Raw genomic sequence first — 25,989 nt, forward strand, 5'->3', positions numbered from 1 at the left:
TATTTCAAACGCCAAAATGGGTGACACGTAACGTGCCACCCATTTCGGTCTCTGTCTTTGTCGCTCTGTCCTTAGAAATCGACTTTAGCCGAAACGAGGAAAGTGCGTCCGGGTTCGTGATAAGGTTCAACGTTACTGTTGTCATAACCGGTTGTAGTGCGCGAGACATAATCGCGATCGAAGATATTCAATGCATCGACGCGCAGGGTAACGGCTTTGTTCATAGCGTCAGGCACCCATTCGGCATAAAGGTTGGCGACGAAGTAAGTATCGAGTTTTTCATGGCCATTTTCCTCGGGGCTGTCGTTAGACAATGCCAACTCTGAGCCGCCCCCGACACGTATGCCAAAGTCATCAAAGCTGTGCCCGGCATCAATGTTGAGAATGTCACCTACGATAACCCCTTGATACGAGGCACTTGTACTGGCCGGGACAGAACCGTCCAACTTGACATTAGTGTGTGTATAACTTGCTCGGACATAGCCTGGGCCATAGTTATAAGTTGCCGACAAGTTCACGCCACGGGTATCAAGGTCTACAGTGGTGTTTCGATCTGCATCCGACAGGTCATGCGATTCATCAATCAGGTTATAGAAGAGGTTCCCGTCAAATACCCAATCCTGCAATGTAACGCGTGACCCCAACTTCGCATTGTAAGAACGCGATGGTGCAAAACCGGAATAGTCCCACATGGCAGTATAGTTATAAATCGAAGATTCGCCGAGGGGCAGTCCACCAAACGATGTTCCCAATCCTGTATAAACCATCAGGTCATCGGTCAGGTCATATTCGGTATTGGCGTTACCACTCAGGCCGAATTCGCTGAAGTCGGTTCCGTCGATGCCGTCAAACCATTGCTGATCGCCGCGACCGCCGAACGAAACACGCCAACGATCCGTTAAGGACAGGCGCGCCTGAGAAAACAGGCCAATATTGGTTGATGTTTCTGTGAACCGGCCAGCAAGCCCTGCTGAACGTGCAGTGTCGCCGCCACCTGTTGCTTCGTCGTGATAGAAATCGACCCCTGCCGTTACACTCCCCATACCGACATCAAAGGTATTGGCTGCTTTACCGTTCAGGGTTTCAATTTCTGATTCGATGTGTGTGGTATTATCAAGTTTTGGTATGTCGAGATGTGTTTTGCTGTAGTTCAGGCTTAGTTCTGGTGCCAGCATGCCACTTGGTTCCTCGTCAACATAGCTGACACCCACGGAGGTATCTTTGTAGGAAATCCACTGTGGCATACGTGTGCTGCCGGGAAGGTTTCCAAAGTTCGGGCGGGCAGGGCGCACTCCTTCGTCTTCAAGGTGGCTGGCAAAGGCCTCAAACCGGCCGCCATCATTGCCGGTAAAGGCAAATTTGCCCATGCCATTCTCGCCGCCATCGGCCGTTCCGGTTACTTCCTTGCCATCGCCATCTTCGTAGTTGCCCTGATTGCTGTTTTGAACATAGGCAAGGGCCTCAAAACCTTCGTGCTGACCGGCCAGGGTCAGCCATTCGGTCAGGCCACCAGTGTTACTGTTATACTGAATTTTGGCAAAGCCACCGAATGCTTCATCACGGTCAAGGATATCACGTGCATCTTTGGTTTCATAAGACATGGAACCGCCAAGCGCGTTCGGGCCGGCATCTGCCGGGGCAACCCCGGATTCAACTTCAACCGATTTGAGCATACTCGGGTCAATAATTGCCGTGCCAATATGGTGGAAGCTGGAATCAACCTGACGCGTGCCATCGACCTGTACATTGAGTTTAGTGTTTTCAATACCCTGAACGTAAACCTTTTGCGCAATTGCTGTTGGTCCACCAACCTGCACCGATGGTTCGTTGGCAAACACATCCTTGATGGTTTGCGCGTTTTGGCGATCAAGTTCTTCCTCGTCGATGGCGACACCACCCGAAAGCGTTTGTGCCGACTGGACCGATGCAGTTACTTCGACCGGCTGGGTTACGGTTTCGGTTTCATCTGAACTCGCGCTTTGCGCAAGGGCGAAGGTCGGTGCGACCGACAAGGCGAAACCGGCAAGGATGGTTGAACGCAGCAAGCTGCTGATTCGGGGCGTTGTGACTTGCAGGGGTGACTTTGGCATTTTGATTCCCGTGTGAAAATATTTGCAAATGCGAATGATTGTGAATATTATTTTCTGCAGCGGATAGGCAACTGTAATTATGTTTGCCAAATCGCCGGACATGTTTGCGAAATCGTCATCTGGCCGCAAACACACCGTTTGGCAACGTATGCAGCTTGGTTCAGGCGGCCATCAGTCAGATCAAAATTCAGGAGTGATTTGTGGGGATTCCAACGCACAGGCAGATAACGCGGCGTGATTCCATCACCAGAAGTCATCTGGAAGAGCTTGGCACGCAGGTAAAAGGCATGGCCGATACCGGGGTCGAAAAGGGCGCCCTGATAAGCGGGCGTATGTCCTTTAGTGACACACCGTCCCATCTTGAGGTCCATACATCCGATACGATGGAAATGACCGACGCCATTGCCGATTATGATGTTAGCGCGGCGGTAAAGGTTGCCATTGTTCTAAAGGGCCGGGTTCAGGCCGAGTTTGATGGCATTCCGGTTGATCTGGATGCACGTGAACATCCGGTTGGCTATATCTGGGCGGTGCCGCACCCGGCAAAGGTGCGCCGGTATCTTCATAAGGGTTGCGAAATCAGCAAAGTGATGATTTCTGCCCGTTTTGACTGGGTCTTGCAGCAACTTGATAAATCCCCTGCCCATTACCGGAAAATTGTTGAGTCTTTTAATTCCGGGCTGTCGGTGCGCAGCTGGCGCCCATCGCGTCGGGTTTTGGCGTTGGCCGATCAACTGATTTATCCGCATGCGTCTGATCCGATCTTGCACAAACTTTATGAAGAAAGCCGTGGGCTTGAGATTTTGGCAGAAGCCTTGTCTGCCATTCAAATGGATCCGAATAATGCGGCATCCCAAGCCCAAGCATCAGCCCCGGATGCGCTTGACCGCCATCACCGGGCGCAGGAAATTCGCGATTACATTTTGGCAAGCGATCCTGAACAGCAAACGCTGCCGATGATTGCTGCGGCCATCGGGATCAGTGTTGCGAGCATGCAGCGCATCTTCAAGGATGCCTATGGTATGACGGTAAAGGATTTTATTCTCGAAAGCCGTCTGGTGAATGCCCGTGACGCTATGGAAAAGGACGGTCTGACAATTGCGCAGGCTGCCTGGATCGCCGGATATAAAAGCCCGGCCAATTTCGCGACTGCGTTCAAGCGCGTGTTCGGCATTACCCCGTCCGAGGCGCGCGACCGCTAGGGCCGCAAACCTCGGAACTCTGGGTTAGGGGGTTACGATGTCAGTCTGGTGATGAAGGCATCGACATCTTTGCGCAGTTGCTCGGAATTCTGTTTTAGTGTCTGCGATGCTTCCGAAACGTTCAGGGCGACCGAACTGGTTCGGGTGGCCGTGCCATTGACGGTTTCAAGGCTGCTGTTGACCTCGCGGTTGGCCGAGGATACCGCGTTGATGTTGCCACTGATTTCCGTGGTTGCGGCGGCCTGCTGTTCAACGGCGGCCGAGATGGCAGTAACAGAATCAACGATGTTGCTGATCTGACCGGCAACCCCGTGAATGGCATTCACCGCAGCCACAGTGTTTTGCTGCACATTGTTGATCTGTTCGGTGATGTCGCCGGTGGCCTTGGCTGTCTGGTTGGCAAGGTTTTTGACCTCGCTTGCGACCACGGCAAAACCTTTGCCGGCTTCGCCCGCACGGGCGGCCTCGATCGTGGCATTGAGTGCCAGCAGGTTGGTCTGGCTTGCGATCTTGTCGATCAGATCAACGACTGTGCCGATCTGCTCGGCAGTGGCATTAAGTGCCTCGATCGTGTCTGACGTCTGTCGGACGGAATCTTCGACATCGTTGGAAATGGTCGATGCGCGTGAGACTTGACTTGAGATTTCTCGAATGGAGCTGTCCAGCTCTTCGGCTGCCCCGGCAACCGTGGTCGCGTTATCGGCTGAAATCTCTGCAGCACCGCGGGCCTTCTCAACCTCGCCCTGGGTTTCCTGCATGCTGGTCATCAGGGTCTCGGATGCCTGTGACATGTCCGAGGCCGAACTTGATACCGCTGAAACAACCGTCCCGATGGTTTTTTCAAACTCATCGGACATTTCCTGAAGCTTCTTGTAATAGGTTTTTTCGGTTTCTTCGTAATAGACCGTGATGGCCATTTCGACATCAACCAGCAGGGCATTGTTGCACGCGATGACCATCGTGGGGAGCTGGGCATCGCGGTGGAAGTTCTTGCAGAGAACCGTGGTAATTTCGCCTAGCATGAAGTTATAGGCCGACACATAGGATTCAGGCGTCAATCCGATGCGTTCATGGGCTTTGCCGATACGGCGGACCTCTTCGTAGAATTCTTCATCAAACGTGCCGTCAAAGAGCTTTGCCCAGTGCTTGCGCTGGGCGTTCTTGAGGCCGTCAATATTGGACGGATCGCCAACGATTTTGGCGAGCTCCGGGTTATTCATCACTTTTCGATAGAATTCGTCGAGCATGGCGGGAAGATTTCGCTCAATAACCGACCATGCACGGCTGAGCTGTTTGATCTTCGGTTCGTCCAGTCCAATGAAGTCAAGACGGTGTTTTAGTTCTGGATGCATCACTTATTGTCCCCCACGAAACGGCAAGCAATTGGAACACTTAGGCTCAGGACCTATTAATTTGATTTGAATGGCAGACGTTATATTTGTGAAATCCAAGGAAAAGTCCGCCGGTCGGGCTGTTATCCCGGCCAAGGGGTTTGACGCCGGAGTTTGCAAATATAACGTCTGTCCTTCGGATTCACCGGATTTGCACGGGCTACTTTGTCGCAAACCCTTGAAAGATGAATATCTTCCGGCGGTTTTGCTTCGCGTATCCGCACAAATCCGGTGAACCATTCAAACCAAATTAATAGGTCCTGAGCCTAAAAACTACCTGAAGAACTTTAGGTTGGTATGGGGGGCATAGTTTAACTATGCATAGGATTAGTATCTTATGCTTTTAAGGGGAGGGAACGTCGCCATTATCCGTTGAAATACTCGCATGAGGAGAATTTTGTAAAAATTTTTCTCATTTCAGGCTCGAGCGCGTCGTAGTGCTGTATGTATCTATGATTGAATGGAGGCTTCTATGCCAATTAATGCCACGCAGCTTCGTACACTCGTCGTCAAACCGGTTCTGGCAGGGCTGGGGTTGCCAGCATCTGACGTTGCGGAAAACCTGATCATGGGCACCGCTGCCCATGAAAGTCTTTTGGGTGATTATATTGAACAGGTCGGTGGCGGCCCGGCCTTGGGCATTTTCCAGATGGAACCTGCAACCCTGAATGATTGTTACCAGAACTTTCTCGATTTCCGTGCAGATCTCAAGGGCAAGGTTGACGGGTTTCTTGCCCCTCAACCAGCACAAGCAGATGGTACGCCCGACAAAAGTGCGCAACTGGCAACCAATCTGGCCTATGCTACGGCGCTTTGTCGCATTCGCTACTATCGTGCGCCAGCGGCCCTGCCGACCGATCCCAACGATGTCAACGCGCTGGCGGCTTATTGGAAGCAATACTATAACACACCGCTAGGGGCTGGAACGGTTGAACAGTTCGTGACGGATTACAATCACTACCTTGGGTCGTAAAAGTCCAAGATAGGCGGGAAAGCCTTAATTCCGTAGCGTCACGAAAAAATATTTCCTGATTTCGGCAAAAATAGTGGAAAACCACAGCTGTTTTAGCCAAAATCCCCCTCCGCAGGCCGGTGGTTGCGCAAAAAACCACCAAAACACAAGAATCTAAGGGGATGGAAATGAAACGTCGTCAGTTCCTTAAAGGGGCCGGAATGGGCGCAGGCGCGGTTGCTGCTTCTGTTGCAGCGCCGGCTGTCGTATCCGCGCAGGAAACTCTGAATTGGCGCATGGTGATGCCGTGGCCGAAAGGCACGCCGGGGCTTGGCACCAATGCCGAAAAATTCGCCGCCATGGTCAAGGAAATGTCGGGCGGTCGCCTGAACATTACCATCTATGGGGCGGGCGAACTGGTGCCGCCGTTCGAATGCATGGATGCAGTCGAACAGGGCGTGGTCGAAATGGCGCACGGGACCCCTTATTACTGGCAGGGTAAAAACCCGGCCCTTAACTTCTTCTCGACCATTCCGTTCGGTCTGACCGCGTGGGAGCTGTCAAGCTGGATCCGCTTTGGCGATGGCCAGAAGCTTTGGGAAGAAGCCTACGCAGAATTCAACGTCGTGCCGTTCTATGCCGGTAACTCGGGCATGCAGGCCGGTGGCTGGTTCAACAAGGAAATCAATTCCCTTGATGACCTACAGGGGTTGAAAATGCGCTATGCCGGTCTTGGCGGCGAAGCCATGCGCCGTGCCGGTGCCAACGCCACCATGATCCCGCCGGGTGAAATCCTGCCCGCAATGCAGTCGGGCGCAATTGACGCGGCCGAGTGGGTTGGCCCTTGGAACGATATGGCCTTTGGCCTGTATCAGGTTGCCCAGTATTACTACACCCCGGCCTTCCATGAGCCTGGCCCGGGTCTTGAGATCTTTGTTGGCAAAGACAAGTTCGATGCGCTTACCCTGGACCTGCAGGCGATCATTCGTTTTGCGGCACAGGCAATTGCTGAAAACACCTTTGCAGATTTCACCTTCAACAATATCCAGTCCTATCAACCGCTGATCGATAAGGGTGTTGAAGTTCGCCAGTTCCCTGAAGATGTCATCATGACCCTGGCCGAGCATTCCAAGGCCGCCGTCGATGAAATCGCAGGCCAGAACGATCTGGCGGGCCGGATCGCGACCAGCTACCTTGACCTCGTCAAGAAAGCGGCCCGCTATGGCAAGGAGTTCCAGGCGACCGGTCTTCTGCATCGTGCAAAGGTTTGGGGCTACTAAGCCCACCTGGAAACGACAGAATACAAACCTCTATCGAACCACACGGTTCGATCCCCGATCAGGGACTGCCATACTGGCAGTCCCTTTTTGTTTGGCTTTATGGTTGAAGATTTGTCGACGAAATGTCGATGTCATGCGCTCGGTGCGATGCAGCATCCCGCAATCGTTAATTGTTGCATGCGCCAAAAAACGTAACTTTAGCCGCAAACAAGGTTACGAAATTAGCTTCGTGAACTTTTTACGCAAAATTTTACCAATATTGGGAGCCCCACAATGAAACGTCGCGCGTTTCTGAGCGGCGCAGGCGTTGCCGCAGGTGCATTTGCCGCCACCGCCGCCGCACCGGCCATTGTCAAAGCCGATGAAACCATCAACTGGCGCATGGTTATGCCCTGGCCAAAAGGGACGCCTGGTCTAGGTGCGAATGGCGAACTGTTTGCCGAGCGTGTCAACAAGATGTCGGGTGGTCGTCTGAACATCACCGTTTATGGTGCCGGCGAACTGGTTCCGGCCCTTGAATGCATGGATGCGGTCGAGCAGGGTGTTGCCGATCTGGCGCATGCCACACCTTATTACTGGTTTGGCAAGGACCCGGCTGTTTCGTTCTTCACCACCATTCCGTTCGGTCTGATGGCGTGGGAGCTTTCGGGCTGGCTGCGTTTTGGCGGTGGTCAGGCGCTTTGGGACGAGCTTTATGCCCAGTTCAACGTCAAGCCGTTCCTGGCTGGTAACACCGGTCTTCAGGCCGGTGGCTGGTTTAACAAGGAAATCAACTCGGTCGATGACCTGCAGGGCCTCAAAGTTCGTTATGCCGGTATCGGTGGTGAAGCTATGCGTCGTCTGGGGGCAACCCCGTCGCTTTTGCCAGCGGCTGAGATCCTGCCGAGCTTGCAGTCAGGCGCGATTGATGCAGCCGAATGGGTCGGCCCTTGGAACGATTATGCTTTTGGCCTGGCATCGGTTGCCAAATATTACTACACCCCGGCATTTGCCGAACCGGGTTCGGGTATCGAAGTCTTTATCAACAAGGACAAGTTCGCCGAACTGCCAGAAGATCTGCAGGAAATCGTTGCGGTGGCCGCACAGGCCAATACCGAACAGACCCTTTCGGACTTCACGTTCAACAACGTTCAGTCCTATCAGGCGATCCTTGATAAAGGCACCGAGATCCGTCACTTCAATGACGATCTGATCAATGCCTTTGCCGGTGCTGCCAAGGAAGCGATTGAAGAAATCGCAGGCAAGAATGACCTCAATGGTCGCATCTATGCGTCGCTGATGGACTTTGCCAAGAAAGCAGCCCCTTACGGCAAGGAATTCGAGGCAACCGCGCTTAACCAGCGCGCCAATGTCTTTGCCAACGGCACCTACTAAGCCGTTGGCATCCAAATGAAAAAGGCCGGCACCTTCGGGTATCGGCCTTTTTTGTGTCGCGATGTGATGTAATCTGGGCGGGCCCTAATGAACGGTCGGGGCGTTGGGGGCGGCGGGCAGGTCAAAGGTAAACTTGTCCTGATCCTTAATATCCTCGTTCGCGGCACGTTTGACCAGTTCGGCGGCCAGCACCAGAGATGTTTCAATCGCCCATTTGAGCTGTTCGACCGCACCTTCGTTCCCGGCATTAAGCGCCTCTGGCAGGATGCGTTCCTGCAGGAACTTCGCAACACCGGCAAAGGCGCGTGCGGCACTTTCGCAATTGTTGCGTTCGACCATGAAGCGGCCGCTTTGTTCAATCGCATCGGAAATCCCGGCCAGATGGCCCATCATAATGCGGATTTCCGGATCTTCGGTCTCGGTTTTCTTGGCAACGAACCGCAGGATACCGGCGTAAAAGCCATAATCAGAAGCCATCTTGACCACGCTTTCCTTGGGTTTTGGTCTCAAATCGATTTGCGCCGTTTTAGACAATAACGCCGCCGTGGTATAGTCCCCGATCAGAGTTTATCCTAACCGCCTGAATTGGCGGCCGGAATAGAAGCCGGTTACAGAATAACACACAGGGCTACGCGCGGATGATCCAGGGCGGACTGATCTTTATTGTTGCCATGACCTATATCGGGTTGTTGTTTGCCATTGCCCATTATGGCGACAAATATGCCGATAAGTGGCGGTCATCCAAGCTCAAACCATCCATTTATGCCCTCTCGATGGCGGTCTATTGCACAAGCTGGACCTTCTTTGGCTCGGTCGGCTCGGCCGCGACCGGCGGCTGGGCGTTTTTGCCGATTTATATCGGCCCGATCGTGGTGATGATTGTCGGCTTTGGCATCATGACCAAGATCGCGCGCGTCTGTCATAAGCAAAACATCACTTCCATCGCCGATTTTCTGGGCTCGCGCTATGGAAAAAGCCAAAGTCTGGCCGCCCTTGTTGCCTTGATCGCGCTGGTCGGTGTGCTGGCCTATATTTCATTACAGCTTAAGGCGGTGTCGCTGTCTTTTGATGTCTTGATCGGCAATCTTGGCGAACAGGTTGTGCGCCATGCCGAAGGCCATTTTTCCAAGGATACAGCTTTTTACGTCACCATCCTGATGGCGGTGTTCGCAATCCTGTTTGGCGTGCGCTATATCCACGCCTCTGAGCATCATGACGGCCTTATTCTGGCTGTGGCATTTGAAAGCCTGATCAAGTTGGCCGCGCTTTTGATGGTTGGATTCTTTGTCGTGTACGGGATGTTTGATGGCTTTGTTGATATCAATAGGCGCGCGCTTGCCGATCCCACCATACGCCAGATGTTCATCCCCGATACCTGGCTGACATCGAACTTCTTTATCGCCACCATGCTGGCGGGCTTTGCCATTTTCTGCCTGCCGCGCCAGTTCCATGTGACCTTTGTTGAAAATGATGACAGCCGCAATCTGACCAGCGCGCGCTGGCTGTTTCCGGCCTATCTGATTGCGATCAACATCTTTGTCGTGCCGATTGCGATTGCCGGTCTGTTCATGTTTGGCGATGACCCGACGGTCAATCCCGATACCTTCGTTCTGACCTTGCCCTTGCTGGGCGGGCAGAATTGGCTGGCGGTGTTTGCCTTTGTCGGGGGGCTTTCGGCCAGTACCGGCATGGTGATTGTGTCCTGTGTCGCGGTCTCGACCATGGTCTGTAACGATCTGGTCATGCCGCTTTTGCTGCGCTCCGAACGTCTTCAGAAACGGATGTCGGGCGATGTCAGTCAGGTGCTTTTGAAAATCCGACGCGCCGCCATCATCGCCATCCTATTTCTGGCCTATGGCTTCTATCGGTTCTTGGCCGAAAACTATGCACTGGCCGATATCGGCATTCTGTCCTTTGCCGCGATGGCGCAGTTCGGTCCGGCGGTTCTGGCGGCGATCTATCTTAAAAACATCAACCGGACCGGGGTGCGGCTGGGGCTTTTGTCGGGCTTCGGGCTGTGGACCTATACGCTATTGATGCCGGCCTTTGTGCAAGGCGGGCTGTTGCCATCCTCGATCCTCACCGACGGGCCGTTTGGCATTGGTATTCTCCATCCCCAGGCCCTTTTGGGGGTCGGAATTGAAGACCATTTGACCCACGGGGTTGTCTGGTCGCTGGGGGTGAACTTCGTTCTGATGTTTGTGGGCTCCGCCGTTGGCGTGCAGGGGGTGACCCAGCGCCGTCAGGCACAGGTGTTTGTCGATGTCTGGCGCAAGGATACCCGGGCGCGCAATGATACCTGGCCCGGCCGGGTGACGCTGGGCGACCTCGAAGACCTTGCCGCACGCTTTTTGGGTAAACACTGGGCACAGCGCGCCTTTCGCAATTACCTGCAATCGCGCGACGGGGCGACAAAACGTTCCGACATCGCCGATGTCGATGCCGCGAACTTTACCGAACACCTGCTATCCGGCGCGGTCGGCGCGGCATCCTCGCGCGTGGTGATGGCGTTGCTTCTGCCAGACAAGGCCGTGTCGCGCCGCGATGCGATGGAATTGCTTGATGAGGCGTCCGAGGCCATCAAGTTCAACCGCGATCTTCTGCTCAACACGCTTGAAAACATCTCGCAAGGGGTGGGGGTGTTTGATCAGAACTTGCGCCTTGCGACATGGAACCATCGTTTCATCGATTTGCTGGGCATTTCGACCAGCGACATTCAGGTAACACTACCGCTCTCCGAACTTGTTCATATCTGCCGCGACAACGGCAACCGGGCGGTCGATATCGACATTCTGCTTGGCCGAAATGCGGCCCCGCAGATGCGCCGTTTACCGCATACTTATGAGCGCAAGCGCTCTGACGGCATGGTGCTTGAAGTCCGCACCAACCCGATGCCCGACGGCGGCTTTGTCGCCACCATTGCCGATATCACCGCACGCGTGCGCACCGAAGAAGCGCTGCGGGATAGTGAACGCAACATCCGGATTTATACCGACAATATTCCGGTGATGATTGCCTATGCCGATAAAAATCAGCGCCTGCGCTTTACCAACCGGCCTTATGAGCGGATGTTTGGACTGCGTCGGGTTGAGGCCCACGGCATGTCGGTCCGCGAAGCGGTGGGCGAGGAACGCTATGTCCATCTCGCCCCCATGATCGAGCTCGTGTTGCAGGGCTACCGTCAGAGTTTCGAGATCGAATTCCCCGCCATCACGCGCAACCGCAATGACGAACGCGCCACCCTTGGCGTGCGCGAAGGCCGCTATGCCGAGGGCACCTATATCCCGCACTTTGACGAAACCGGCGAAGTGCTGGGCTATTTCTGCATCTATCACGACATTACCGAACGCAAGACCGCCGAACAGGCCCTCAAGGAAGCCAACGAGGGCCTCGAAGCCCGCGTGACCGAACGAACCCACGCGTTGGAGGTGCTCAACTCCGAACTCTCGGACGCCAAGGAACAGGCCGAAACCGCCAACGACACCAAAACCCGCTTCTTTGCTGCCGCCAGCCACGATCTGCTGCAACCACTCAACGCCGCACGCCTGTTTACCGTGGCGCTGGGTGGCAAGCAGGGCCTGGCCGAAGACGTTCTGGATCTGGTCGGCAAGGTCGACTTGTCGCTTAAGGGCGTTGAGGAGTTGCTCAATGAACTTCTTGATATCTGCAAGCTTGATGCGGGTGCGATGCAGCCGACTGTGCGCGATTTTGCCATCAATGATGTGCTGGGTGCGCTTGAAACCGAATTTGGCCCGATTGCCGAAAATGCCGGGCTCAGCTTCAAGGTCCATAAACGCGATCTTTGGGTGCGCAGTGACAGTCGCTTGCTCAGGCGTATCCTGCAGAACTTCATTTCCAACGCCATGCGCTATACCCGGACCGGCGGGGCTGTGGTCGGCTGCCGTGTGCGCGGCGATAACCTCCGGCTGGAAGTCTGGGATAGCGGGCCGGGCATACCCGAAGACAAACTGAAAATCATCTTCCGCGAATTCCATCGCCTCGAAGGCCCTGAAACCACCGATGTGAAGGGGCTTGGCCTTGGTCTTGCCATCGTCGACCGCCTTGGTAAGTCGCTGGGACACCCGGTTTCGGTGCGCTCGCGCCCCGGCCGCGGCACGGTTTTCTCGGTCGAAGTGCCGCTTGGTGTGGCCGACACAGCATCGACACCGAAACCCAAACGCCGCATGGCGGGCGAACTGGGCGGCTTGCGGGTGCTGTGTCTCGATAACGAACCCGATATCCTTGATGGCATGCGCGCCATGCTCGAAAACTGGGATTGCGTTGTGGTCACCGCCCAGTCCGGGACAGCGGCCGAAGACATGCTCACCAAGGCCGAAGACGGCAAACAACCCTTTGCCCCGGACATCATCCTTGCCGACTACCATCTTGATTCCGGCCAGACCGGCCTTGATGTCTTGATGCGGCTGCGCGATGTTCACGGCGTTAACGTGCCTGGCGTCATCATCACCGCTGACCGCTCAGCTGATACCGCCGACCTGATCGCCGATCAAGGGTTCTCGCTCCTCAACAAACCGCTCCGCCCAGCCAAGCTGCGTGCGCTAATGACACGCGCGCTCAACCGGCTGGGGAGTGATGCCGCGGAGTGAGTAGTTTCCTTTCAAGCTCATTTTTTGAAGAATTAAAGTATGTCAGTTTATTCGCCGGATCAGATATCTGAACTCGAGCAAGCTAGTTATGCTGTTCAGGGAAAGTATGAGAACCTACTTTTAGCGTACTATTCCAAAAAATATCGTACTGCGAACGGTTACGAGCATGCGTTACACGGGTTTGGCAGACGATTACGCGTAATGACGCGATGCATTGAGAATACATTTCGAGTACTTCCACCGAGTCAAACTGCAAAACCGGATGATAATCAAAGGCTGGATGCTACGATAAATATTCAGTCCTTTGTCCAAAATGCATATGGATGTTGTGAAAACCTAGCTTGGATATGGGTTCATGAGAAAGATATAAAAATGCCCAGCGGTGATCCACTCTCTCATGGTGCTGTTGGTTTCAGGAAAACTAACAGGGTTGTTTGGCGTTCTCTTCCAACGGATTTCAGAGAGTACCTTCAGACATTGGATAAATGGTTTGAAAATCTGAAAGGCTTTCGGGACGGCTTGGCACATCGTGTGCCATTGTACATACCACCGTCTCTTGTGGACCCTGCCAATACTGGCAAATACAAGGAGTTAGAACGCCAAACGAGAATTGCAGAGTTTACTCAAAACGACGAAAAGTTGAGAAGAGTGGAAGAAGAATTAGCTCAGATTGAGTTCTTTAGGCCTGTAATGACTCATTCGGTGACGGAAGAGTCACCATTAATACGCTTTCATGATCAATTACTGACAGATTTCAACACGGTGGAGGAAATCGCTACGAAGTTTCACAAAATTCTGCAATGACAAGTTTCCTTTCTCAAGCACTCTCCCGAACCGGTTGGATCAAAACATCCGCTGGAATGCCCCAAGCCTCATTCAGTTTCCTGATCTGCGTCAACGATAGACTGGTTTTATGATTGAGGAATTCTGACGCACGGGAACGACTGCCAAGCAGTTTGCCAAGTTCTGCGCGATCCAGTCCGTTTTGCTCCATGTAAAACAAGACAGCCTCGACCGCATTGGGGGCGGTAATCGGGAATTGCTCCGCTTCATACTGGTCAATCAGGATACCAAGTACTTCAAGCTGATCTGCCTCCGGCGTGCCGGGTTTGGCATCCCAAAGGTCGCCAAGCTGTTCCATCGCGGCTTGATAATCCGCTTCGGTCTTGATGGGCTTAATGGCGTAGGTCGTTTGCATTCTCTTCTCCTTCCCAATCCGATTAGAACTTGTCGACGGTTTTGCCGTCAATTTTGTCGTAATCGGCGTGGGTGCCAATAAACTTGATCCACGCGATTTGAACGTCATAGCGAAAGGCAACAATCAGGCGATAATCGTTGCCATGGATTTTGAACCGGATCCGTTCGGCATTGATGCTTTTTGCCGTACCAAAGACAGCCAGAACATCCTGATGGTTTTGCCAGTCCGCTTTGCGCGTCCGATCAAACCATGCCCGCAAGGGTTGTTCGGTTTCGGGGTGTTTGGTCCAGAAATCGACAAGCACCTTTCGGGCAATGATGCGCATTTAGCGTCCTTGTCTCAGCGTGTTTCAATATTTCGATTTGAAGGAGGGTAGCATGTTCCAAAAAATGGAACAATGTTATTCTCTTAAACGAGCAGCCTAACGATCTGTCAGCATAAGTTTCAGGCCCATCAGAACAAAGGCCCCGGCAAAACTTTTCCCGATAATGCTCATGACCTTGGGGCGTTCAATGATGTGGCTGCGAAGCGCGCCTGCAAAGCAGCCATAGATCACAAATACCGCAAACGTCATCGCCATGAAGATCAGGCCGAGCAGGGTCATCTCAAGCGTTGTGTCAGGCGTGTTAGCGCTAACAAACTGTGGCAGGAAGGCGAGGAAGAAGACCGAGAGCTTCGGGTTCAGCAGATTGAGCAATATCCCGTCGCGGATGATTTTAAGAACGCCCGCAGCACTTTCATTGGCGGTGACTTTCATCGCACCGGTCCCGTGCCACATCCCCCAGGCCATATAGAGCAACCAGGCCACACCAAGATAGCGCACAACTTCAAAGGCGACCGCGCTGGCATGAAGCAGGGCGGCGAGGCCAAGGATGCTTGCGGTCATGTGTGGCACGATGCCAAGCGTGCAGCCAAAGGCGGCCCAGATGCTGGCTTTCATGCCGCGTCCAAGGCCAAGGGCAAGGGTATAGATCACGCCGGTTCCGGGCAGGGCGACGATGATGAGGGAAGTTATCAGGAAGTCGAGGCTGATCATGGTCCATCCGTTCGTTTGACTGTGTTGCCCTCAATCTACGGATGGAAAGCAGCGCATTCTTGAACGGAATTGCAGGACGTGCAGATAGCCTAGTTCGTGCGGATCGCACGCGCATAGCGGCCCGGTGTCAGGCCAAAGGCGCGGACAAAGTGACGGTTGAGATGGCTTTGATCGGCAAAGCCCGCGGCACTTGCGATATCGGCAAGCGTTTCGCCCGATTTGATCATCGCGCGGGCCAAATCAATACGTCGCTGGATCTGATAGGCGTGCGGGGTCAGGCCGGTGGCGCGGGTGAAATTACGCAGCGTTTGAAATTTGCTCAGGCCCGTGGCGTCGGCAAGGTCATCAAGGCTGTGGCTTTGTGTTGGGCTGTCATCAAGCAGCGCCTTGGCGCGTTTAATCCGGGCGTGCGCAACGGCCGTGTGCGCGCCTGATTTTGGTTCCGGCTCGCCGGGCGAAATCATGGCGTGATGAAGCATCAGTAGCAGCATTTCCTCACGCCGAAGCCGTGCGCTTTCTTCCGATCCATTGGTGATGGCACCGAACAATGCGCCAAAGCAGTGCCGGACATGGGGGCTGTCCATCACGGGGCGGGTGAATTCATATTGATCAGTGGCGGCATCCGGAAGGTCGCTTGCCGCCTGCGCAATCAGGGCCGGGTCGAAATACAGCATGTTCCAGCCGCGCGGCCCATCGCCAATCGGATGGCCATCGTGCACTTCGCGCGGATTGACCGTGATGATGTTGCCAGCGCCGGCTTCGACCATGCCGCGCCCGGAGGCCGATTTTTGAGCCCCTGAATACATGAAGCCGATGCCAAACGCCTCATGGGTGTGCTTGGCAAAGGAATGGCGCGTTTCGGCCATGACGGCTTCAACACCCAGACAATCATGGGAAATTATACGGACTTGATCCTGCGACATGATCAGACAGTGTCAGAAACCCGTGCTGAAGACAACGACGCAAAAGAAAGGCGACACTCTTTCGAGGTCGCCTTGAGCGTGTTTGTGATCAAGTTGCTTAAAGTCAGAATCGTTTGATCAAGGCAACTCTTAGGTTGTGAGATAGGAAATCGACTTGGTGGTCGAAGGAGGCACGGTAGTCGGTGCCAGCTGCGTTTCTCAGGAAGCTTTGGCGTTCATCAATGACTTTCGGGTAATAGTTCATGACGTAGTCGCCGCGCAGCACCCATCCATCATCCAGCTTGTAGGATGCGCCCAGCCCAGATGAGATGCCAAGGGCAAGTGTGCTTTTGCTGAAGTCGCTGTTTACACCGGTGCCATTGGTATCGGTGTAGCGGAAATCATAGTCGAAATACCCGATCGACGGACCCGCCGCAGCATGGAACATCCAGTTGTCAAAGGCATAACCAATTTTGGGGCGAATGCTGAACGCAAAGTTGGTTTCAAGCGTCGAACTGACATTGAAGTCAATAGCCTGCGTATTATAACGCACCGGGCCAGACGCGCTGCTGGCGGAATAATCCATGATCGAAAGATCGGCTTCGATGCCGTAAACAAGCTGACCGTTCTGGTGATCATATCCTCCCAGAACTGAACTATTCAGGGCAAGGTCATCCAGTCTTTCCTGCAGGTAAGGGCGCTGAACTTCAGGATCATCACTGGTGAAGTAAGCGGTCGGTTCACCGACCGTGTCCGGGTTGCTTTCACCGTATGTCGCACCAAGTGCCAATCCGCCGTAAAATCCTGACCAGTTGGCCTGATCTGCATGGGCCGGGTTTGTGAACAGCCCATGTGCAGCGATTGCCGCGCAAATGATGGTTGCGACCTTTGGCGTGAAGCCCATCTCTCTCTTACCCTGTTTAAGTGTAGTCACCCTATCCGGTTGGCGTTTTTTTATATGAATTAGCCCGGCGGATCAATATTGAGCTTTCGCGATATGCACGGACTAAATGGGTGTGAGGGGGAAGGTTTTGAGACGGTGTTATCGGCTCGGCGGCATGCGATCAGGAAGGATTCGGGCCGAATTGCTGTTATCCTTGGTATTGCTGTTGTGCGGCCCAAGCAATTCACGCAAACCGCCAAGCCCTTCGACATGTTTGGCGATGACACTGGTGACGATCAGGAGCGGCACCGCAACCAGCACACCGACAAAGCCCCAGAGCCAACCCCAAAGGGCAATCGCCAGAACAATTGCGACCGAATTGATCTTGAGCCGGTTGCCAACAAGGGCAGGGGTGATCATTTGCCCCTCGATCACCGTGCATATCAGATAAAGTGCCGGGGCAATAAGGGCCTGTCCGGTGGTTTGCATTGAAACAAGCGACACCACAGCGACAACGACAACACCCGCCATCGCGCCCAGGATCGGCACATAGTTCAGCACGGCCGCAGCAATCCCCCACAAAACCGGATTGGGCAGGCCAACAATCGCCATCAGGGTGCCAATGACGATGCCAAGCAGGATGTTGATCGCAGTAATTGTCGCAAGATAGCGCGAGACTTCGCGTTCGATATCATGCGCAATGCGCAAGCCCTTGCGGCGGTCGCCAAAGGTCGGCAATGCCCGGATCAGTTTTTCATAAATGCGATCCCCGCCAGACAAGATAAACAGCAACAACACGAGCATCAGGGTAATGCCCGCCATGATATCAGGCGCACCCTGGGCCGCCTGACTGAGCAGGTTGGGTTCGGCAACCACAACCTTTTGCACGTCCTCGTCACTGCTTTCCTGATCGGTGGCCTCGGACACCTGTTGTTGGGCTTCGCGGAGCTTATCAAGCGGTTCGCTCAGATCGGCAAGGCGCAGGCGCAACTGACGCTCGATATTGGGTGCTTCATCAATCCAGCCCGATATCGGCCCGCTCAGCCCATAAATCCCGGCAATGACAGAGGCACTTAATGCCAGAACAATCGCAAAGGCCGTGACGGCATTGGGAATACGAAACCGGGCCAAAGTGCGGACAAGTGGTGAAAAGACAAGCGATAGCAAAAAGGCAAGAAACACCGGCAGCAAAAGACTTTGCGCGACATAAAGACAGCCCAGCAACAAAACCAGAAATGTCCCGATGACCGAGATCGTCCGGGCACGGCGATAAACCAGCGCGCGGGCAATCATACGCGGGCTGGTGTCGGTGGGCGGGGATGGCGTCGCGCCACCGGTTTCAGGCGAAGGCGCAGTGCTTCTGACCGACATGCATGTTCTCCTGGCGGGCAGGGCAAAACGCCTGCGGAGGTTTAAGCGATATGCATGTAACGGTTGATGGTCGTGGAAGTTCCCGAACTTGCCGCGCGTCAGGTCTCGATGGCCGGTTCTTGAAGCTGCAATTCACGCGCGATGATCACCGCCTGGGTGCGGCTATGAACCGAAAGCTTGCGCAGGATGGCGGAAACGTGGGCCTTCACGGTGGCCTCGGTCACGTCAAGTTCATAGGCGATCTGTTTGTTGAGCTTGCCTTCGGTCAGCATATTGAGCACACGCAATTGCTGCGGGGTGAGCTGGCCGATCTTTTCGGCAAGGCCGGTGGCCTCGTCATCGGCCGGGCCGTTTTCCATGGCCTCGCGCGCCCAGTCTGGCATCCACATGCGACCATCCAGCACGGTTTTGACCGCAAGGCCGATCTGATCGACCGGGGCTGATTTCGGCACAAAGGCCGATGCGCCATATTCGATGGAGCGCCGCACGACCGGCAGTTCCTGGCTGGCGGAAACAATGGAAACCGGAATGTCGGGATAGGAGGCACGCAGGGTAAACAGGCCGGTAAAGCCGTTCATGCCGGGCATATGCAGATCCAGCAGGACAAGATCAATATCGCCCTTATGCGCTTCGACCTGATCAATCGCCTCAAAAAGGCTGCCGGCTTCAAGGACCGATACGTTTTCCAGTTCTGAGCTCAAGGCCTGTTTCAGCGCACCGCGTACGAGCGGATGGTCATCAGCGATCAGAATCTGGAAGGTCTCGGACATGGGCGATGTTCCCCTGAAGTTGGTTTCCCCGACAAGTCGCAATTATTCTATCCCGTTCAATCGGGACTCACAAATTATTAGATGCGAATAGAATGGGATATTTTTGATTTTGGTAAGCTGCGACCCGTTTGGCGCCAATCTGCATGGAAGGTTTGGTGTGGAAAAACGGGCAGAAAGGTTGAGGGAAACCAAAGATCACTCTCGCCCCACGAAATGTGAAACTTTGGCCCCCCTCGCGCCACCGTTTGAGAGTATGCCCATTAAAATCGGCGCCGTAAACTCCGCATTTGAGGAAAAATGAAATTTATCCTATCAGTGATATCACTGACCGAAATTCAGTACTGAAACACCACACTGCATGGCGAAATTGGCGAATTTATACAATCCGTTCCAAAACCGCGCAGCCCAAGGAAAAAAGGACGCCTCCATGTCTGAACAGCCGCAAGTGATCCGCCGCGAAGACTATAAGGAACCTGACTTTATCGTCGAAAAGGTCGAACTGGTTTTTGACCTTGATCGTGACGTCACAAACGTCAAATCGCGCCTGTTTATGACTGCGAATCCTGTGCGCGGTACCGGAAAGGGCGACGAAGTTTTCCTGCACGGCGAGGATATGAAGCTCCTTTCCGTCACCCTCGATGATGCCCGTCTGGCATCCAGCGATTTCACGGTTGATCAGGAAGGCTTGCGCTTTACAGCTCCGAGCGAAACCTTTGTCGCCGAACTCGAAACCCAGATTTCACCGGCCAACAACACCCGCCTTGAAGGGCTGTATGTTTCGCAAAGTGCCTTTTGCACCCAGTGCGAGGCCGAAGGTTTCCGCCGCATTACCTATTTCCCGGATCGCCCGGATGTCATGGCGACCTATAAGGTCACGATCAATGCCAACAAGGAAAGCTGCCCGGTTCTGCTGTCAAACGGCAACCTGATCGACAGTGGCGACCTTGAAGGTGGCCGTCATTTTGCGGTGTGGGAAGATCCATTCCCCAAGCCATCCTATCTGTTTGCGCTGGTGGCGGGTGACCTGACCTGTGTTGAAGACAGCTTCAAAACCATGTCGGGCCGGGATGTCTCGCTGCGCATCTTTGTCGAACATGGCAATGAAGATCGCTGTGACTATGCCATGGACAGCCTCAAACGGTCGATGAAGTGGGATGAGGAGGTCTATGGCCTCGAATACGATCTTGATCTGTTTAACATCGTCGCGGTGTCCGATTTCAATATGGGCGCGATGGAAAACAAAAGCCTGAATGTTTTCAACGCCAAATTCGTTCTCGCACGGCCCGATACCGCGACCGATGTTGATTATGAACGCATCGAATCCATCGTGGCACACGAATATTTCCATAACTGGTCGGGCAACCGCGTGACCTGCCGCGACTGGTTCCAGCTGTCGCTCAAAGAAGGCCTGACCGTTTTCCGTGATCAGGAATTCTCGGCCGATCAACGATCGCGTCCGGTGCAGCGCATCAAGGACGTCAATGCGCTCCGTGCCGCCCAGTTCCCCGAGGATGCCGGGCCACTGGCCCATCCGGTGCGCCCGGACAGCTATATGGAAATCAACAACTTCTATACCGCGACGGTCTATGAAAAGGGCGCGGAACTGATCCGCATGATGCATACGTTGCTGGGTCCTGATGGCTATCGCAAGGGCATCGACCTTTACTTTGATCGCCATGACGGGCAGGCGGTGACCTGTGATGACTTTGCCAAGGCGATGGAAGATGCCAATGGTGCGGACTTCAGCCAGCTCAAACTCTGGTATTCGCAGGCCGGCACGCCAAAGCTCGGTTGGCAGGGCGAATATGACGCGGATTCCAACCAATACCGTCTGACCATCACCCAGAAAACCGACCTGACCCCGGGACAGCCGGACAAAAAACCGCTTCATATGCCGATTTCAATCGGGCTTCTGGGCGCGGATGGTTCTGATCTGGTTGCCGAAACGGTTGAGCTCACAAAGCCCAGCCAGGAGTTTGTGTTTGAGGGTGTTTCCGAGGCGCCGGTGCTGTCGTTCAATCGCGGATTCTCGGCCCCGGTCAACATCACCACCGATCAGCCTGATGACGAGCTCGTCTTCCTGATGGGCAATGACAGCGATGCATTTAACCGTTGGGAAGCAGGGCAGAAATACGCAACCCGTCTGATGTTGTCTGCAATCGCTGCCTATGAGGAAAATGGCGGCGACATCGATGCTGCCTTCGCCGATGAGCAGGCCCGTGTTGATGCCTTTATTGCCGCAACGCGCGCAACGCTTGTCAATGATGATCTGGACAAGGCGTTTCGTGCCGATGCACTTGTCCTGCCCGGTGAGGCATTCCTTTCCGAGCAGCGCAAGCCCGCCAATCCCGAAGCGATCTATCAGATTCGCACCGCCCTTCGCAAATGCATCGGGCAGGCGCTTGTCGATGATTTCGCCAACACCTATCACCAGAACGCGTCAAACGCGGCCTTTACCCCGGATGCGGCATCGGCGGGGCAGCGTGCCTTGCGGGCAACCGCCTTGACCTATCTCGTGGCAAGCGGCGCGGATGAATATGCCGATGTGGCGGCCGCGCAATATGGTACGGCGGATAACATGACCGATCAGATGGCGGCCCTTTCGGTGCTCAATAACCTTGATCATCCGGGCCGTGAAACCGCATTGGCCGATTTTGAGCAACGCTTTGCCAGCGATGCCGTCGTTCTGGACAAATGGTTCACTTTGCAGGCCATGTCATCGCGCGACGATACCCTGGCGCGGGTCAAGGATTTGATGAGCCATCCAGCCTTTACCATGCGCAACCCCAATAAAGTGCGCGCATTGATTGGTGCCTTTGCCATGGCCAACCCGCGTCATTTCCATGCCAAGGATGGCTCAGGCTATGAATTCTATGCTGATCGCCTGATCGAGCTTGATGACATCAACCCACAGGTCGCAGCACGCCTGTGCTCGCCGCTTGGTAAATGGGCGAAATACGATGCAGATCGGGCCGACAAGATGAAGGCGGCGCTCAACCGCATCCTCGCCAAACCGGAAATCTCGCGCGATCTTTATGAAATCGCCTCGAAATCCGTGGCAAACTGATCAAACGACAATATGGTCGAACGACAAAGGGCGGCACCCGAAAGTGCCACCCTTTGTTCTGGGTAAAGTTCAACCGGGAAAGCTGATCAGGTCAGCTTCATCCGCTCGCTGAATTCACGCATTTTTTCTGACAGGTTGTGTGCCACTTCCGAAAGGTTATGGCTGGCGGTGTTAAGGTCATGGGCATTGCGGCCCGTCCCCTGTGCGCCGTCATTCACGAACGTAATCATTTCATCCATCGATCCGGCTCCGGCCGCAATCCGCTGTACGTTTTCAGAAATTTCACCTGTCGCACGACGTTGTTCATCGACCGAATGGGTGATGGTCGACTGGATGTCGTTGACGTGATGGATAACCTCGCCAACCGTGCTGATCGAATGGGCAGCCTTTTGCACTTCCTGCTGAATGGCTGCGGTCAGGTCCCCGATCTGGCCCGTCGCACTGGCGGTCTGATCGGCAAGCGATTTGACCTCGTTGGCGACCACGGCAAAGCCCTTGCCAAGTTCACCGGCACGTTCGGCTTCAATTGTCGCGTTAAGTGACAGAAGCTTGGTGCGGTGCGCAATGTCATTGATCAGATCAATAATCGATCCGATCTCGGAGCTGGCCTTTTCAAGCGATCCGATATTGCGCTGGCTTTCCTCGGCTTCCTCGCGTGCCCGTCCGGTCACGTTGGAAGCCTCGGTTGCCTGACGGTTGATCTCGGCAATCGAGGATGAAAGTTCTTCAACTGCCGTGGCAACGTTCTGGGTGTTGGATGCCGCATCACGCGATACCTCCAAAGCACTGCCGGATTGCTGCACGGTGTTTTCCGACTGACTTGTCAGCTCGTTGGCAAGGCTGAGCAAGCCTTCGGACTGCTCGGTTACGGATTGGGCAACACGGGCGACCTCGGCCATCATTTCGGTGACCGCGATCTTGCTTTCTTCACGTTCACTGACATCGTTCCAGGCCAGCATCGTGCCCAAAAGGACATTGTCCTTGTCGCGCACCGGGGCGGCGAGGATATCGAGATATCCACGTTCGGTCTGCATGATCTCGGAAAATGGCAGATTGTTCGGATTGGCAAGTTTTGTCTGGAAAGCCGGGCCGAGATTAAGGAAATCACCCGCAACCGTATCGGTTGTCCCGTTTAAATAGTCCTGCGCACTGGCATTGAGGTAACTCAGCTTGCCATCTGGAAGGATCATTGCGGTCATGGTCGGGGTGTTTTCGACCATGTTTTGCAAGATCAGGGCTTGTCGCACCGATTCTCTGAGCGCAATCAAAGCCTTCTTCATCTCGCCGATTTCGTCATTACCGACATCGGGCAGGCTGACATTGGTGTCCCCCTGCGAGATCGAGGTCATCGCACGGGCAAAGGCGCGCAGATTGCGCAGAACCGTGGTCCGCAACAGGATCCAGCCGACAATCCAACCAGCCAGAAGCACACCGACCAAAATCTCGATCGACAGAAGACGCAGGTCGTTGGTCTGCTCATAGAAGTCGGAAATATCGCGATCAAAGCGGGCCTCGGCCCAAACGCCACCTCGGCCATCACTGATGGTAACGTCAATAGCGGCGCGATGGGTCTCGCCAGAATCGGGTGCAGCTGCGGTCTCTGTGGTTTCAGTTGCCGCCTCAGGGGAAGCTTCATCTGCAGTATCAGCAGTGGTTTCTGCAGCACGGGCAGATTCGCTTTGCGCTTCTTCCGGGGCCTTAAGGCTTTCAAACAGCACTGTGCCCGAAACATCGAGAATCTGGAAATTCCCGCCCAGAACCTTGCCAATGCCTTCAAGCTGGGGCAGGGGATCGGTGATGACCTCAAGGAATCCGACCGCGCGGAAGCCACCGACGGGCAAGATCAGGCTAAACACCGGACGCCCGTCCGGGCTTGCCCACATGAAGCTTGCCGGTTTGCGGGCTTCGGCCTTTTCGCGGTTCGCGAGAAAGGCTTTGACGTCCGGATCGTCGGTAACGCTGGCGCCCAGATTGGCTTCCGAGGTGGCAAGCTGGTTGAATTCCTGGTCATAGGCAGCAGCACCCAAAAGGTTCACTTCCCCCTGAACCACTTCACGGGCGTTCGATAGAATGTCGAGTTCTGCCTTCATGCGCGTTTGGTCGTTTTCCTGATAGCTTTTGACCAGGCTGCCCAGACGCGACCATTCATTGGCGATGGGGGTGATCTTGTCGGCATAATCGGTCGCAACGCGCGACCCGACAAAGAAATTGACTGTACCGCTGACTGAATTGTTCAGCGTTTCAATCGCAAAGTTGCGATATGTGTCACCGGTCCAAAGCAGCATCCAGGTCACAGCACCTGAAACCAGTAACCCCGTTACAAGCAAGATTCGCCGTAACGTCAGAAGGCTGGTAGCACCCCCTGTAATAGCCGTCTTCGCGGCCTTGTCTCCCGTCATATTTGTCACTCCAGAGCAAACCGTGTTTATTTTTATGTTAGTCGTGTTGGCTCGCGTCACGCCCGTTCACACCGCTACTTCTTATGAGTAGTTTCCCTGATCCAAGCAGAGCTTTATCTGGAAAACAATCCTTTAGTTCGCTGTTCTTGAGGATAGCTGCGGCTTACAGCAGTTTTGAAATTGTCTACAATTTCAAAATTCTTCTTTAGGTTGCGATACTTAGCGGTGGAATACAGGTGTTTTTTCGACGCATTTAAATTTTTCTGCGAATGTGTGTGATAATCGTTTGCATTTGCAAAAACGATGCTCTATGACTGTGTTTGTCAAATGCAGACGACAACGTCGTTTGTGACCGGCCATCAGGCTGACATGGCGTGCCTGATGGCTTCTATCTTCGGGACTCTCTCTCCCCGAAGGTCGATCTCTCTCACTCGAGGGGACTGGTATCCGGATCATTGTGCGGGACAATGCCGGGGAACATACCAGTCCCTCTTTTTTTATCCGAAACGATCCGATCCATTGGCGACCATCGCACTGCGTGGGCGTGGCGTGCGCGCAGCTTTGTCGTGCGGTGCGGTTGCACGCGCATGCGCGGCTTTAGCGTTTTATAAAGGTGCTGGCGGTTAAAAACGCAGGGTAACTTTGATGTCGTGAAGGATGGCCAAATCCATGGCTGGCGAAGACCACACCAATAAAACCGATTTGCGCGCAACCCCGGAATCGCAGGGCGACCCGGATGCCGGGCAAAAGGATGCACCGCTTCCGGCCTTTATCTATGGTCGGGACGGGCAGGGTGATGGCAACGCCCGGGGGGGAAAGCACCCCGGTGATCGGCAAAACCTTAATGCACGGATAACGGATATGGATCGCAAAACCCTTCTTGGCCTGGTCACGGGTGCCGGCATGCTGGGCCTTGTCTTGTTCTTTGCTGGCATGCTGGTCGGCGCAGGGCTGTTTATGGATTCTGATGAGGCGGCCCGCACCACGCAAACCGAACAGCCGCAGGTCGAAATGCTGGCTTCCGCCCCGGAAGAACCCGCCGTGATCGAAGACACTGCGCCCGCGGCATCCGAACCGGCCACTACCCCGGAAATCAGCGCTGATAGCGACGATCCGGTTGGTGATCTGATTGCCCAGCGCACCGAAGCGCTTTCGGATGATGCCGCTACCATAGAAGAGACCGCAACCGAGGCACCTGAAACCGCAGAGATCGCCGAAGAAACCGCGACCGAAGCAACCGAGACCTCGGAAATCGCTGCCCCGGAAATCCGCGACGTTACCGGCACGAGCGATGAGGCGCCTGCAGCACCGGCTGCACCAGAAGCCCCCGCCGCTGAAAGCGCACAGGACAATGCTGCAACCGAAGCCGCCGAAGCACAATCGGCCGAAGCGGAAGAACCGGCTGCACAGGAAACGGAAACCGCTGCTGCACCGGAACCGGCACCATCGGCTCCCGCAACCGAAGCA

19 protein-coding genes (1 of these 19 only partly in view) are annotated in these 25,989 nt (G+C 54.5%); 8 read left to right on the forward strand and 11 right to left on the reverse strand.

All coding sequences use genetic code 11. The features are described 5' to 3' along the window. Positions 1–71: 71 nt before the first annotated feature. Positions 72–2,090, reverse strand: coding sequence for a TonB-dependent receptor (locus tag ACXAF0_RS09785; RefSeq protein WP_475345681.1), 2,019 nt, complete (start codon positions 2,088–2,090; stop codon positions 72–74). A 287-nt stretch (positions 2,091–2,377) separates the two neighbouring features. On the opposite strand from ACXAF0_RS09785, the gene ACXAF0_RS09790 reads away from it, so the two are divergent. After that, positions 2,378–3,292, forward strand: a complete 915-nt coding sequence (locus ACXAF0_RS09790; RefSeq protein ID WP_475345682.1) for a helix-turn-helix transcriptional regulator — start codon at positions 2,378–2,380, stop codon at positions 3,290–3,292. Between the two features lie 32 nt (positions 3,293–3,324). Here the strand turns inward: ACXAF0_RS09790 and ACXAF0_RS09795 are convergent, their stop codons facing one another. After that, complete coding sequence (locus ACXAF0_RS09795; protein ID WP_475345683.1) at positions 3,325–4,644, reverse strand: protoglobin domain-containing protein; 1,320 nt, start codon at positions 4,642–4,644, stop codon at positions 3,325–3,327. Between the two features lie 511 nt (positions 4,645–5,155). Between ACXAF0_RS09795 and ACXAF0_RS09800 the strand changes: the two genes are divergently transcribed. The 3 genes from ACXAF0_RS09800 (at position 5,156) to ACXAF0_RS09810 (ending at position 8,289) form a co-directional block, all read left to right on the forward strand. Continuing rightward, the gene (locus tag ACXAF0_RS09800) at positions 5,156–5,656 is read left to right on the forward strand and encodes a hypothetical protein (protein WP_475345684.1); all 501 of its coding nucleotides are present in this window, start codon (positions 5,156–5,158) and stop codon (positions 5,654–5,656) included. Positions 5,657–5,823: 167 nt separating this feature from the next. Continuing rightward, a complete protein-coding gene (locus ACXAF0_RS09805; RefSeq protein WP_475345685.1) occupies positions 5,824–6,915 on the forward strand; it encodes a TRAP transporter substrate-binding protein in 1,092 nt (363 codons plus the stop codon). Between the two features lie 273 nt (positions 6,916–7,188). Continuing rightward, complete coding sequence (locus ACXAF0_RS09810) at positions 7,189–8,289, forward strand: TRAP transporter substrate-binding protein (protein ID WP_475345686.1); 1,101 nt, start codon at positions 7,189–7,191, stop codon at positions 8,287–8,289. An 84-nt stretch (positions 8,290–8,373) separates the two neighbouring features. Here the strand turns inward: ACXAF0_RS09810 and ACXAF0_RS09815 are convergent, their stop codons facing one another. After that, on the reverse strand, positions 8,374–8,766 hold the full coding sequence (locus ACXAF0_RS09815; RefSeq protein WP_475345687.1) for a hypothetical protein: 393 nt from the start codon (positions 8,764–8,766) through the stop codon (positions 8,374–8,376). A 161-nt stretch (positions 8,767–8,927) separates the two neighbouring features. On the opposite strand from ACXAF0_RS09815, the gene ACXAF0_RS09820 reads away from it, so the two are divergent. Both ACXAF0_RS09820 and ACXAF0_RS09825 read left to right on the forward strand, forming a co-directional pair. Further along, positions 8,928–12,896 (forward strand): hybrid sensor histidine kinase/response regulator, encoded by a 3,969-nt coding sequence (locus ACXAF0_RS09820; protein ID WP_475345688.1) that lies wholly within the window; start codon positions 8,928–8,930, stop codon positions 12,894–12,896. Between the two features lie 39 nt (positions 12,897–12,935). Beyond that, entirely contained in the window at positions 12,936–13,700 is a 765-nt protein-coding gene (locus ACXAF0_RS09825; RefSeq protein ID WP_475345689.1) for a hypothetical protein, read from the forward strand. A 13-nt stretch (positions 13,701–13,713) separates the two neighbouring features. On the opposite strand, the gene ACXAF0_RS09830 is transcribed toward ACXAF0_RS09825, so the two are convergent. The 7 genes from ACXAF0_RS09830 to ACXAF0_RS09860 all read right to left on the reverse strand — a co-directional run bounded on the left by ACXAF0_RS09830 (position 13,714) and on the right by ACXAF0_RS09860 (position 19,056). Then, positions 13,714–14,094, reverse strand: coding sequence for a helix-turn-helix domain-containing protein (locus ACXAF0_RS09830; protein ID WP_475345690.1), 381 nt, complete (start codon positions 14,092–14,094; stop codon positions 13,714–13,716). Between the two features lie 22 nt (positions 14,095–14,116). Continuing rightward, a complete protein-coding gene (locus ACXAF0_RS09835) occupies positions 14,117–14,419 on the reverse strand; it encodes a type II toxin-antitoxin system HigB family toxin (protein ID WP_475345691.1) in 303 nt (100 codons plus the stop codon). 96 nt (positions 14,420–14,515) lie between these two features. After that, positions 14,516–15,130 carry a LysE family translocator gene (locus ACXAF0_RS09840; protein WP_475345692.1) on the reverse strand — a complete coding sequence of 205 codons (615 nt, stop codon included), beginning with the start codon at positions 15,128–15,130 and terminating at the stop codon, positions 14,516–14,518. An 89-nt stretch (positions 15,131–15,219) separates the two neighbouring features. Further along, positions 15,220–16,053 (reverse strand): AraC family ligand binding domain-containing protein, encoded by an 834-nt coding sequence (locus tag ACXAF0_RS09845; RefSeq protein ID WP_475345693.1) that lies wholly within the window; start codon positions 16,051–16,053, stop codon positions 15,220–15,222. A 103-nt stretch (positions 16,054–16,156) separates the two neighbouring features. Continuing rightward, positions 16,157–16,966: an outer membrane protein gene (locus tag ACXAF0_RS09850; RefSeq protein ID WP_475345694.1), complete on the reverse strand. Its 810-nt coding sequence runs from the start codon at positions 16,964–16,966 to the stop codon at positions 16,157–16,159. 108 nt (positions 16,967–17,074) lie between these two features. Beyond that, entirely contained in the window at positions 17,075–18,286 is a 1,212-nt protein-coding gene (locus ACXAF0_RS09855) for an AI-2E family transporter (RefSeq protein WP_475345695.1), read from the reverse strand. Between the two features lie 98 nt (positions 18,287–18,384). Continuing rightward, positions 18,385–19,056, reverse strand: a complete 672-nt coding sequence (locus ACXAF0_RS09860) for a response regulator (protein WP_475345696.1) — start codon at positions 19,054–19,056, stop codon at positions 18,385–18,387. Between the two features lie 427 nt (positions 19,057–19,483). Between ACXAF0_RS09860 and pepN the strand changes: the two genes are divergently transcribed. Next, a complete protein-coding gene (pepN, locus tag ACXAF0_RS09865; protein WP_475345697.1) occupies positions 19,484–22,123 on the forward strand; it encodes an aminopeptidase N in 2,640 nt (879 codons plus the stop codon). An 86-nt stretch (positions 22,124–22,209) separates the two neighbouring features. Here the strand turns inward: pepN and ACXAF0_RS09870 are convergent, their stop codons facing one another. Further along, positions 22,210–24,408: a methyl-accepting chemotaxis protein gene (locus tag ACXAF0_RS09870; RefSeq protein WP_475345698.1), complete on the reverse strand. Its 2,199-nt coding sequence runs from the start codon at positions 24,406–24,408 to the stop codon at positions 22,210–22,212. Positions 24,409–25,191: 783 nt separating this feature from the next. Here ACXAF0_RS09870 and ACXAF0_RS09875 point away from each other — a divergent pair. Then, positions 25,192–25,989 carry the 5' portion of an SPOR domain-containing protein gene (locus tag ACXAF0_RS09875; RefSeq protein ID WP_475345699.1) on the forward strand. The gene runs 273 nt beyond the window's last position, so the window shows 798 of its 1,071 coding nt (coding positions 1–798); the start codon lies at positions 25,192–25,194; its stop codon lies off the right edge, out of view.

It is taken from the genome of Thalassospira sp. ABD4_177, from assembly GCF_056160125.1.

Bases quoted from the DNA above. Each gene is read 5' to 3' on its own strand.
- ACXAF0_RS09785 (WP_475345681.1), bottom strand. From the start codon at position 2,090: ATGCCAAAGTCACCCCTGCAAGTCACAACGCCCCGAATCAGCAGCTTG.
- ACXAF0_RS09790 (WP_475345682.1), top strand. From the start codon at position 2,378: ATGGCCGATACCGGGGTCGAAAAGGGCGCCCTGATAAGCGGGCGTATG.
- ACXAF0_RS09795 (WP_475345683.1), bottom strand. From the start codon at position 4,644: ATGCATCCAGAACTAAAACACCGTCTTGACTTCATTGGACTGGACGAA.
- ACXAF0_RS09800 (WP_475345684.1), top strand. From the start codon at position 5,156: ATGCCAATTAATGCCACGCAGCTTCGTACACTCGTCGTCAAACCGGTT.
- ACXAF0_RS09805 (WP_475345685.1), top strand. From the start codon at position 5,824: ATGAAACGTCGTCAGTTCCTTAAAGGGGCCGGAATGGGCGCAGGCGCG.
- ACXAF0_RS09810 (WP_475345686.1), top strand. From the start codon at position 7,189: ATGAAACGTCGCGCGTTTCTGAGCGGCGCAGGCGTTGCCGCAGGTGCA.
- ACXAF0_RS09815 (WP_475345687.1), bottom strand. From the start codon at position 8,766: ATGGCTTCTGATTATGGCTTTTACGCCGGTATCCTGCGGTTCGTTGCC.
- ACXAF0_RS09820 (WP_475345688.1), top strand. From the start codon at position 8,928: ATGATCCAGGGCGGACTGATCTTTATTGTTGCCATGACCTATATCGGG.
- ACXAF0_RS09825 (WP_475345689.1), top strand. From the start codon at position 12,936: ATGTCAGTTTATTCGCCGGATCAGATATCTGAACTCGAGCAAGCTAGT.
- ACXAF0_RS09830 (WP_475345690.1), bottom strand. From the start codon at position 14,094: ATGCAAACGACCTACGCCATTAAGCCCATCAAGACCGAAGCGGATTAT.
- ACXAF0_RS09835 (WP_475345691.1), bottom strand. From the start codon at position 14,419: ATGCGCATCATTGCCCGAAAGGTGCTTGTCGATTTCTGGACCAAACAC.
- ACXAF0_RS09840 (WP_475345692.1), bottom strand. From the start codon at position 15,130: ATGATCAGCCTCGACTTCCTGATAACTTCCCTCATCATCGTCGCCCTG.
- ACXAF0_RS09845 (WP_475345693.1), bottom strand. From the start codon at position 16,053: ATGTCGCAGGATCAAGTCCGTATAATTTCCCATGATTGTCTGGGTGTT.
- ACXAF0_RS09855 (WP_475345695.1), bottom strand. From the start codon at position 18,286: ATGTCGGTCAGAAGCACTGCGCCTTCGCCTGAAACCGGTGGCGCGACG.
- ACXAF0_RS09860 (WP_475345696.1), bottom strand. From the start codon at position 19,056: ATGTCCGAGACCTTCCAGATTCTGATCGCTGATGACCATCCGCTCGTA.
- pepN (WP_475345697.1), top strand. From the start codon at position 19,484: ATGTCTGAACAGCCGCAAGTGATCCGCCGCGAAGACTATAAGGAACCT.
- ACXAF0_RS09870 (WP_475345698.1), bottom strand. From the start codon at position 24,408: ATGCTGCTTTGGACCGGTGACACATATCGCAACTTTGCGATTGAAACG.